This is a genomic window from Bradyrhizobium sp., from assembly GCF_049581145.1.
In the GTDB taxonomy this organism is placed as follows: domain Bacteria; phylum Pseudomonadota; class Alphaproteobacteria; order Rhizobiales; family Xanthobacteraceae; genus Bradyrhizobium.
In genome coordinates this window covers 1-9,710 of record NZ_JBAURI010001189.1, presented here as the reverse complement: position 1 = coordinate 9,710, position 9,710 = coordinate 1, and the positions used below count along the sequence as shown (strand labels likewise).

12 protein-coding genes are annotated in these 9,710 nt (G+C 63.6%); 3 read left to right on the top strand and 9 right to left on the bottom strand.

Going from position 1 to position 9,710, the window contains the following annotated elements:
- Positions 1 to 81: 81 nt before the first annotated feature.
- Together WCB02_RS37845 and WCB02_RS37840 are read left to right on the top strand one after the other, a co-directional pair.
- Complete coding sequence (locus WCB02_RS37845) at positions 82 to 663, top strand: hypothetical protein (RefSeq protein WP_423967124.1); 582 nt, start codon at positions 82 to 84, stop codon at positions 661 to 663.
- Between the two features lie 204 nt (positions 664 to 867).
- Positions 868 to 1,155: a barstar family protein gene (locus WCB02_RS37840; protein ID WP_423967122.1), complete on the top strand. Its 288-nt coding sequence runs from the start codon at positions 868 to 870 to the stop codon at positions 1,153 to 1,155.
- A gap of 35 nt (positions 1,156 to 1,190) precedes the next feature.
- On the opposite strand, the gene WCB02_RS37835 is transcribed toward WCB02_RS37840, so the two are convergent.
- The 6 genes from WCB02_RS37835 to WCB02_RS37810 form a co-directional block, all read right to left on the bottom strand.
- Positions 1,191 to 2,501, bottom strand: a complete 1,311-nt coding sequence (locus WCB02_RS37835) for an NAD(P)H-dependent oxidoreductase (RefSeq protein WP_423967119.1) — start codon at positions 2,499 to 2,501, stop codon at positions 1,191 to 1,193.
- Positions 2,498 to 3,298: a phytanoyl-CoA dioxygenase family protein gene (locus tag WCB02_RS37830; RefSeq protein ID WP_423967117.1), complete on the bottom strand. Its 801-nt coding sequence runs from the start codon at positions 3,296 to 3,298 to the stop codon at positions 2,498 to 2,500. The genes WCB02_RS37835 and WCB02_RS37830 overlap by 4 nt, the downstream gene beginning before the upstream one ends.
- Before the next feature lie 69 nt (positions 3,299 to 3,367).
- Positions 3,368 to 4,042, bottom strand: coding sequence for a GntR family transcriptional regulator (locus WCB02_RS37825; protein WP_423967115.1), 675 nt, complete (start codon positions 4,040 to 4,042; stop codon positions 3,368 to 3,370).
- A gap of 102 nt (positions 4,043 to 4,144) precedes the next feature.
- Positions 4,145 to 4,879 (bottom strand): methanethiol S-methyltransferase, encoded by a 735-nt coding sequence (mddA, locus tag WCB02_RS37820; RefSeq protein ID WP_423967113.1) that lies wholly within the window; start codon positions 4,877 to 4,879, stop codon positions 4,145 to 4,147.
- A 300-nt stretch (positions 4,880 to 5,179) separates the two neighbouring features.
- The gene (locus tag WCB02_RS37815; protein ID WP_423967111.1) at positions 5,180 to 5,986 is read right to left on the bottom strand and encodes an alpha/beta fold hydrolase; all 807 of its coding nucleotides are present in this window, start codon (positions 5,984 to 5,986) and stop codon (positions 5,180 to 5,182) included.
- Positions 5,987 to 5,988: 2 nt separating this feature from the next.
- Positions 5,989 to 6,798: an alpha/beta fold hydrolase gene (locus WCB02_RS37810; RefSeq protein WP_423967108.1), complete on the bottom strand. Its 810-nt coding sequence runs from the start codon at positions 6,796 to 6,798 to the stop codon at positions 5,989 to 5,991.
- A 139-nt stretch (positions 6,799 to 6,937) separates the two neighbouring features.
- On the opposite strand from WCB02_RS37810, the gene WCB02_RS37805 reads away from it, so the two are divergent.
- Positions 6,938 to 7,504, top strand: coding sequence for a methylated-DNA--[protein]-cysteine S-methyltransferase (locus WCB02_RS37805; RefSeq protein ID WP_423967105.1), 567 nt, complete (start codon positions 6,938 to 6,940; stop codon positions 7,502 to 7,504).
- Between the two features lie 143 nt (positions 7,505 to 7,647).
- Here WCB02_RS37805 and WCB02_RS37800 read toward each other — a convergent pair whose 3' ends face one another.
- From WCB02_RS37800 to WCB02_RS37790, 3 genes are all read right to left on the bottom strand, one after another.
- Positions 7,648 to 8,517 (bottom strand): MBL fold metallo-hydrolase, encoded by an 870-nt coding sequence (locus tag WCB02_RS37800; protein WP_423967103.1) that lies wholly within the window; start codon positions 8,515 to 8,517, stop codon positions 7,648 to 7,650.
- 18 nt (positions 8,518 to 8,535) lie between these two features.
- Positions 8,536 to 9,153, bottom strand: a complete 618-nt coding sequence (locus tag WCB02_RS37795) for a glutathione S-transferase family protein (protein WP_423967101.1) — start codon at positions 9,151 to 9,153, stop codon at positions 8,536 to 8,538.
- A gap of 177 nt (positions 9,154 to 9,330) precedes the next feature.
- The coding region (locus WCB02_RS37790; RefSeq protein ID WP_423967099.1) for a fumarylacetoacetate hydrolase family protein at positions 9,331 to 9,710 on the bottom strand (380 nt) is incomplete at its 5' end.

The window sequence follows — 9,710 nt, the reverse complement described above, 5'->3', positions numbered from 1 at the left end:
GTTCAGGACCCGTTCATTTCAAAATTCGTACGCAGTTCCGCCTGTAAACTCTGACCGGCCCATCCCCCAAGGAGATTTCCTATGCGTGTGTTCGTTCGTCCCGTCCTGACCGCGTTGAGCATTGCCTGCCTCTCGGTCTCCGTTGCCGCCCTCTCCACTGGAGCCGCGCTGGCGCAGGCCAAGCAGGACGCCGCGCCGGCCCAGGCCGGGCAGCCGCCGGCGATGAAGCAAATTCCACTCACCGACAAGCAGATCGATGGTGTGCTCGCCGCGCAGAAGGAGATGAATCCGATCACCGACAAGCTCCCCGACAACGTTCAGCCGGATCCCAAGGTGATGGCCCAGCTCGAGGCGATCGTGAAAAAGAACGGTTTCGCCAGCTATGATGACTACAACAACGTGCTCGACAATATCAGCCTGATCCTCGGCGGTATTGATCCCGCCAGCAAGAAATATGTCGGCTCGGAAGCTGTGCTCAAGGGCCAGATCGCGCAGGTCGAAGCCGACAAGAAAATGTCGGCCAACGACAAGAAGCAGGCGCTCGCCGACCTCAACGCCGCGCTCAAGGCGCCGGAGCCGCAGATCGAGAACAAGGGCAACATCGATCTCGTCGTCAAATATTACGACAAGCTGAACGAGGCGCTCGGCGTCGACGAGCAGTAAAGCGGCCTTTCGCCTCATCGCAGATGAGGCACTAAAAGCCCCGGTTTCCGGGGCTTTTTTTCATTGTGGGCGTGCCGTCGTACGATCCGCCGGCCACCGTGCGGCCCTTGCGCCCAAACCCGTTTTGTTCACGCGATCCCCTGGCGTCTGCTAGTTTGACCAGCAGGGGTGATCGGAGTTGAGGCATTGTCCGCCGGAGACAGAATGAAAGAGATCGTGCTTGACGCCTCGGCATGGCGGGACCGGGATGACTTCTACGATGCGCTGCTGCCGGCGCTGGGCGCGCCGGGGTGGCATGGGCGAAATCTGGACGCTCTCGAAGAAAGTATCAGCGGCGATGACATCTCGGAGGTGCGCCTGCCGTTCCGGATCAGGATCGCCAATGTGACGTCGGCGGCAACCGATGTTCAAAAATATCTCTTCAAGTTCGCAGACCTGGTGACGGATCTCAGGACCGATCGCGGCTGCGAGGTTTATTTGACTCTCGATTAACATTGACCGGTCTCCGCTGAACGGGGCGGTCCCTCTCATTGTGCCCCGCCGAACGCCGTCTCCATCGCCTTGCGTGTCTTGACCGTATCGTCATCGGCGTCGAATGCGACGTCGTTCCAGCGCAGCACCGCGCCATGGGCGATGTCGTTCTTCAGCTTGAGGCGATGCGCGAGCCCGATCGGCAGTGCGCCGGCCTGCAGGCTGGCCGTGGCCGGCATCAATCTGCCCCACACCGTATAGCCGCCTTCGCCGTCGAGCATTTCGCCGGCGCGCAGATCGCGCTTGGCGACGGCGACCGCGTCGCCGCGAAAGCTTTTCGGCTGTCCGGTGGGCTCCTTGCGCAGCGCTGCCGACAGAATCGAGATGTTCAATTCAAGCCCGATCAGGTGATATGGCTTGTACATCGCCGCATAGCGGCCGCTCGTGTCGGTCTTCAAGCCATATTGCCGAAAGCAGTCGGCGGCATAATCGTTCGGCGCCTCCAGCACGACATAAACGCCCCAGCGCAGGTCGCGAAACACGCCCCTTCCGTCACGCTCCAGCGACGACACCACCTCGACCACCCCTGATTTTTCCAGCACGCCCCCCTTGTCGCGCGGCCGCATCACATGCGGCAGGTCATCGACGCCGCAGGGCGGAAACAACAGTCCATCGCCGGGAACATCGAGCCCGGTGGCATTGGCAATCGCCGCCATCTCGATCGCCGATTTGGTGCCGTCGAGAAACGAGTTGAACATCTGCGGGTTCATGCCGGCCGATTGCGCTTCGCTTGCGGTCAGGCCGTAATGCTGCCAGACGCCCTCGGGCGTCACGTCGTGATAGGCCGGCAGATATTTCGTGCCCTTGCCGGCGGCGACGACGCGGAAGCCGGTGGCGCGCGCCCAGTCGACCATCTCGGCGGTGAGCGCCGGCTGGTCGCCATAGGCGAGCGAATAGACCACGCCTGCCTTGCGCGCTTCGTCGGCGAGCAGCGGACCTGCCAGCACGTCGGCCTCGACATTGACCATCACGATGTGCTTGCCGGCTCCGATCGCGGCGCGGGCATGCCGGATGCCGACGGCCGGGTTGCCCGTCGCCTCCACGATCACCTCGATATCGCCGGCTGTGGCCTTCGCGGCATCGGCGGTGAATTTGGTCGCCGCGATCCGCGCCTCGTCCCAGCCGACCGTCTTGCAGGCATCTTTCGCGCGCTGCGGATCGAGATCGACGATGACGGGGACCTCGAGCCCCGGCACGTGCGGCACCTGGGCCAGGAACATCGAGCCGAATTTGCCGGCGCCGATCAGCGCCACCCGAACTGGGCCGCCGGCCGCGCGGCGGGCTTGCAGGAGATGAAAGAGGTTCATTCCGCCGCCTGTCGATGCGCTCGCGCCAGCTGCAGCAACGCGTCGTCGTCCACGGTCGCGATCGGCGTGAAGTCGCGGTGCGCGATGTAGTCCGGCCGTGTCGGCGTGCGGATATAGTTGGAGACCGCGTTCAGCGTCAGATAGACGATCTTGCGCGGATAGGGCGTGATGTTGCCGGCCGAGCCATGCACCAGATTGCCGTGGAACAGCAGCATGCCGCCGGCCTTGCCGGTCGGCGCGACGATGCCGCCCTGTTTCACCAGCCGCGTCACCGTCTCCTCGTCCAGCGTCCAGAGCGGATAGGATGTCGTCTTGAGATCGTGCGAGGCCTTGAGATCGCCGGCGGTCTGGCTCTTCGGCACCAGCATCAGGGGTCCGTTGATCGGCATCACCTCGTCGAGGAAGATCGCGATGTTCATCGCGCGCGGCTCGGGCATGCCGTCGTCGCGCTTCCAGGTGCCGTAATCCTGGTGCCATTGCCAGACGTCGCCGGTGAAGGCGGCTTTGGCGTTGATCTTGAACTGATGCATGTAGAGCTTTTCGCCAAAGATCTGCTCGATCGGCTCGATCATGCGCGGATGCGCGGCGAGCACGCCGAAGGCGTCGTTGTAGAGATGCGCGGCAAACGCCGTGCGCGGCGCGCCGCTCTTCTCGCGCCAGACCTCCGGGCGGTCGGCGTCGTAGATGTGCTCCGCCTCGCGCGCCAGAAAGGCGGTTTCCTCGGGGCTGAACAGTTCGGGCAGGAACAGCCAGCCCTCGCGGTTGAAGGTTTCGATCTGCTCCGGGGTCAGTCTCATGGTTTCCTCCTCGGTTCCTTATGCTTTCTTCTGGTTTGAAATCTTTGGTTTGACCTGGAGCGCCGGCTGTCACGCCGCGCGGTCGCTGGCCCGCAATCTCTGCTCGGTCTGCTGGCCCGCATGAAGCGCATGCGCCAGCGCCGCGCTCTCGGCGGCTGTCGCATTGCCAGAGAGAATGTGTCCGGCAATGGCTTCGTGCTCGCTCCAAGCACGGTCGCGATAGTCGAGCTCGGCGAGCACGGCTGCCATCGAGCGGCGCATATGCGGCCATTGCGGCGCGATAGTCTCCTCGATCGAGGGATTGCCGGTCAAGGCATAGATCGCGCGATGGAAATCGACGTCGAATGCGATCAGCCGCACCAATGGCGTCTTGCTGCTGACGCTGCGCCCGGCCGTCAGAGCCCGTTCGAGCTGCGCCCGCCCGGTTGCATCGAGCGTTGCCCGCTGCGCGGCAAGCCGCGCCGCCAGCGCGTCGAGCGCGCCGCGAACTTCATAGAGCTGACGGATACGCTCGGGGTCGAGTTGCGTGACCTCGAAACCGCGGCGGCCGCTCTCGGCGAGCAGCCCCTGCCGGTGGAGCTGGTGCAGGGCATTGGACACCGGCTGGCGCGAGACGCCGAGCCGGTCTGCAAGTTCGTTCTGGGTGATGCGCTGCCCCGGCACCAGCGTGCAGTCGGTGATCGCCTCGAGAATCCGCGCATAGACCTGCGCGGTCAAATTCGGGGACGGGTCCAGCGGGTTCATGCAGGTGTTCCGGATGGAATACGGAATTCCGTATTCCATCGGTAGCGTTTCGCGTCCGACCGGTCAAGCGCGACAGCGCAAGTTTGAGGCGCAGCGGTCGGGTTATTCCGATCGCCGCAGCACCGGGATCAGCATGCCGACCGTCCTTCGGTATTGCCGATACTGATCGCCATAGTGGGCGACGAGATCCTGCTCTTCGAGGAGGATGCCAACGAAAATGTAGGCCGTCGTCACGGCTGCAAAGAGCAGATGTCCGGCGGTCATGAGCGGCGTCGCCCAGAATGCGACGATGAAGCCGAGGTAGATCGGATGTCGGACGAGTTTATAGAGCAAGGGCGACTTGAAGTGCGGCGCGGCGGAGCTGCGTCCCAAGAGATGGTTCAGCACCTGCTGAACGCCGAACAGCTCGAAGTGATTGATGAGAAAGCTGCTGACCAGGACGAGGAACCAGCCGACGAAGGATAGTCCAAGCAGAGATGACGCCGCGGCCGGCTCCTGCGCCCGCCAGATCACCAGCGGGATTGGACGCCACTGCCAGAAGACGAGGATCAGGGCCAGGCTTGCCAACAGCACATAGGTGCTTCGCTCGAGAGGCGTGGGCACGATCGTCGTCCACCATCGCTTGAACGGTTGTCGGGCCATCACGCTGTGCTGCATGGCAAAGATCGATAGCAACACGATATCGATCACGATCGCTTCGAGAATGGGACGGGCGGCCCCCACGTCAATCGTCTTCGGCACGATGATGCCGTCGACGAAACCGATCGCGTAGAGGAACGTCCCGAAAAATATCAGATAAGCAACAAGCCCGTAACATAACGAGAGAACCCGCTTCATTTTCTTTCCTTTCAAGCCCCGCTCGGAAAACAGCGCATCGGCGGTCGACCCGTGCCGCGTGGATCGGCGCGGCAAGGCGGTGACCGATCGAACAGGCCCGCAACTAACTCGCGAGCGTGGCCGCTTCTCGAACGGGAAAATACGTCGTCTCACAAAGGTCTGCCGCTCTCGACCATCCGGCGCGACTCGATGCCGAACGTGAATGATCGAGAGAGCCGCGAGACGAAGGCTACGGCGCGCGCGTTGCCGGCGTGTTTCGCCGCTGGAATAATTCGTTACGGCCGTAACTGGGAAGCCGGCTCAGCTGGCCAGGAAGTTCAGCACGATCTCGCAAAATTCCTGCGGCGCCTGCTCGAACATCCAGTGGCGGCTACCTGCGATGACCGCGGTTTGCGCTCCCGCAACCTCGGGCGCGAGCGCGCGCGTGATGCCGGGGAGATGTCCCTTGGTGTCGGCGCCGCCAACGAACAGCGTCGGCGTCAGAATCGATTGCGCATCGGCCTTGGAATATGGTTTGCGGTTCTCGTGGACCTGGCCGATCAGCGTCCGCGCGTTGTCGCGCAGTTGCTGTTTCGCCGCGGCGCCCGCCCTTGTCCAGGAGCCTTCGCCGTCGATGCCGTCGAAAAAGATCCGCAAGCCGCCGTCGATGTCGCCATCCCCGACTTTTTCAGCCGACGCCGAAATCCGCGCGCCGGGCTCGGCCAGGGCCGGCGGTGCGGGATCGAGCGTCGCGTCGAGTTCGCCGCCGGGCTCGGCCAGCACCAGCTTGCGCAACAGATCGGGCCGGGCTTGCGCGACGCGGAACGCGATATGCCCGCCGCGGGAGTGGCCCATCAGGTCAACCGGTTTCGGCTCGATCTGGGCGATGAAGGCGATCACGTCGGCGACATGCTGTGCCATCTTGTAGTCGTCGCCGAGGCCATCCCAATGCTCGGGAAAGAAGTGCCGCAGGCTGACCGCGATCACGCGGTGTTGCCTCGAGAGCGGCCCCAGCACCGCGTACCAGGTGCGGAAATCGCCGAGCGTGCCGTGCACGCAGACCAACGGCGAGCCTCGGCCGACATCGAGATAGGCCATGTCGTAGCCATTGACGTGCAGGGTCTGCATGATCAATCCGCCAGGAAATTGAGGACGATTTCGCAAAATTTTTGTGGCGCCTGCTCGAACATCGGGTGGGTGGCGCCCCGGATCATCTGGGTTTTCGACCCCGCCACGTGCCTTGCCAGCGCGTGCAGGACTTTTGGCAGGCCGCCCTTGGTGTTGGCGCCGCCGATGAACAGCGTCGGTGTCCGGATCGCTTCGGCGTCGGTTCTCGAAAACGGCGGACGATTGTCCCGGACCTGGCCGAGCAACGTCATGGCGTTGTCGCGCAGCAACTGCTTCGGCATCGCCGGCATCCGCTTCCAGGCGCCGGGGCCTTCCAGCGCATCCATGAAGAAGGCGAGGCCGCCGTCGATATCGCCAGCTGCGATCTTTTCCGCCGCGGTCGCAAACCGCGCCGCGAGTGGCGAGGGACCGGGCTGATGATCAGGGTCGAGCGAACCGTCGAGCTCGCCGCCGGGTTCGGCCAGGATCAGCCTGCGCAGCAGATCCGGCCGCCGCTGCGCGAGGCGGAAGCCGATGTGGCCGCCGCGGGAATGTCCCATCAGATCGACCGGCTTGGCGTCGATCTGTTCGATGAAGGCGATCATGTCGTCGACGTGCTGGGCGATCGAATAGCTGTCGCCCGTGCCGTCCCAATGCTCCGGGAAGAAATGCCGCAACGACACTGCGATGACGCGATGTTTCGTGCTCAAGGGGCCGAGCACGCCGCCCCAGTTGCGAAAGTCGCACAAGGAGCCGTGCACGCAGACCAGCGGCGGACCGGCGCCCGTCTCGAGATAGGCCATGTCGTATCCGTTGACGCGAAGGGTCTGCATGGAGGCTCGCTACTCGCAAGAAGGTACAGCATGGAACAGCTGTGCAAGATTCCCGGAATCCGGGTGGATCGCAACAATTTCCAAGCCTAGATTCCCGCCCTGAGGCAACATATGGGGTGATCAAACAATGGAGCCGGCCATGACAGTCCAGTATTTCGCCCTGTTTGACACCGCAATCGGCATCTGCGGCATCGAATGGGGGCCGCGCGGCATCAACGGCGTGCAACTGCCGATGGGCAGCCGCGAGAAGACGCTCGCCCGCATCCGCCAGCGTCATGGCGGGGTCAATGACGACAGTTCTGGCGAACTCGTGGAAGCATCACCTCCCGCTGCGGTGCAGTACGCGATTGACGGCATCGTCGAGCTGCTTTCCGGGCAGCCGAACGATCTGTCGGACATCGCGCTCGATCTTGACGGCGTGCCGGCGTTCAACCGCGGCGTCTACGACATTGCGCGCAGCATTCCGCCGGGCAAGACCGTGACCTATGGCGATATCGCCAGACAGCTCGGTGGTGTCGAATTGTCGCGCGACGTCGGCCAGGCGCTCGGCCGCAATCCCTGTCCGATCGTGGTGCCCTGCCATCGCGTGCTCGCGGCGGGCAACAAGCCAGGCGGCTTTTCCGCGCGCGGCGGCGTCGAGACCAAGCTGAAGATGCTCGCGATCGAGGGCGCGGCCGTCAACCACACCCCGAGCCTGTTCGATTGAGCCGTATGCTTGCCCCGCAGCCCCAGCCCGCTCTTCCCCCTCCCTCCGCGCAGCAGCGGGGCGTTGGTGGAGAAATCGGTGCTCGCTGCGGCGGGGCGAGATGGTGCTGCACGCGGGGCGTGTGAAGCTTCGCCCCGATGGCGCTATATCGCCTCGCAGGAAAAGCCGTTGCCCTTACGACGGATCTTGCCGGTGGACGGCGAGGGGAAATGCGCGGTGCAGCACAGCGTATCGGTGTCGCAATAGCGTTCCAGGAAGCGGCGCCGCGTCGTAGCTGCCTGCTTCGGATCGATGTCGAATTTCGGCGACAAGTCCGGATAGCGCGTCTGCAGCGGCGTGTGCATGAGGTCGCCGCTGAATACGGCGTCATCCTTGCCGCGACCGAGCACAAAGGCAACGTGCCCCGGTGTGTGGCCCGGCGTCGGCAGGATGCGGGCGTGGTCGCCGATCGCGAAGTCGTCACGGACGATGTCGGCCCTGTCGGCCTCGACGATCGGCAGCACGCTGTCGAGATAGGGCGGCACTTCCGTCTTGGCGTTCTGCTCGGCCCAGTAGTCGAACTCGTGTTTGCCAAACACGTAGCGCGCCTTCGGGAAGGTCGGCACCCAGCGGCCGTTGTCGAGCCTGGTGTTCCAGCCGACATGGTCGACATGCAGATGCGTGCACATCACGACATCGATGTCGCCGACGGAAAAGCCGGCAGCGTTCAGCGCGCGCAGATAGGTGTCGTCGGTCTTCATGTTCCATTTCGGGCGATTGGGCCGCGGCTTGTCGTTGCCGATGCAGCTATCGATCAGAATGGTGTGGTGCGGCGTTGTCACGATGTAGGACTGGAAGCACAGGATCAGCGTATCGCTGTCGTCGATCGCGTTGGCCTGTTTCATCCAGGCCCGGTTTTCCGCGAGCATATCCTCGGTCAGGCCGGGCAGCATGTCGAACGCGGGCAGGAACGTGGTCTCCTGCTCGATGATGCGATGGATGGTGATGTCGCCGGCGCTAAATCTCAAACTCACGGATTGCTCTCCCGCAAACTACGCCTTGGGCGGCAACGAGATCTTCACCGACGGCCGCTCCAGCATCCTGTCATGGAATGCATTGAGTTTCGGATAGGCCTGACGCCAGCCGCAGTCGGCAAAGCGGAAGTCGGCATAGCCGAGCACGCAGACGAGCGCGATCTGCGCAATGTCGAGCGGACGGCCCGTCATCGCCTCGGCCTCCTGCTCGAAGCGCGCCATGCCCAGCCAAGCCCTGTTCCAGTGATCGTCGGACCAGGCCTTCCAGCGCAATTCCTGCGGCCGCACCATGTTTTCGTAGCGGCACAGCAGCATGGCGTCGAGCATGCCCTGCAGCAGCGAGTGATCGCGCTTGATCTTCCAGCGCAGCGGGCCTGTGGCCGGGACCAGCTTGCCGCCGCCGGCGAGTTCATCGAGATATTCGACGATCACATAGGAATCGACCATGACGTCGCCGTCGTCGAGGATCAGCACCGGCAGCTTCTTCAACGGCGTGATCTTGGAATATTCGTCATCACGCGTGGCCGGGGCCACCGTCACCGGCATCAGCTCGATCCTGTCGATCAGGCCGAGTTCGATGGCGGCAATGCGCACCTTGCGCGCGAAGGGCGAGGCGGGGGAGAAGGTGAGTTTCATGCTAAACGGTTCCCTGGATCTCTCTCTTGGTCAAGGCCGGGATTGACCCGGCCATCCACGTCTTTCTCGCCGCGAGACCGAAGACGTGGATGCCCGGGACATAGGCGAGCGGAGCGACGCCGTCCTTCGGACGGCTATGCCCGGGCATGACGGCGGATTGTTTCGATATCGTGCCGCTCACGCCGCGATGATTTCCTGACGCTGCTCGCCGAGCCGCTCGATGCCGAGCGTGACGACGTCGCCTGCGTTGAGATATTGCGGCGGCTTCATGCCGGTGCCGACGCCGGGGGGCGTTCCGGTAGTCAGGATGTCGCCGGGCAGCAGCGTCATGAACTGCGAGACGTAGGAGATGCATTTGGCGATCGAGAAAATCATGGTCGCGGTCGTGCCGGTCTGGCGGCGCTGGCCGTTGACGTCGAGCCACATCGACAGTTTCTGCACGTCCGGGATTTCGTCCTTGGTCACGAGCCAGGGACCGAGCGGCCCAAAGGTGTCGTGCGACTTGCCCTTGGTCCACTGCCCGAGCCGCTCGATCTGGAAGTTACGCTCGGAGACAT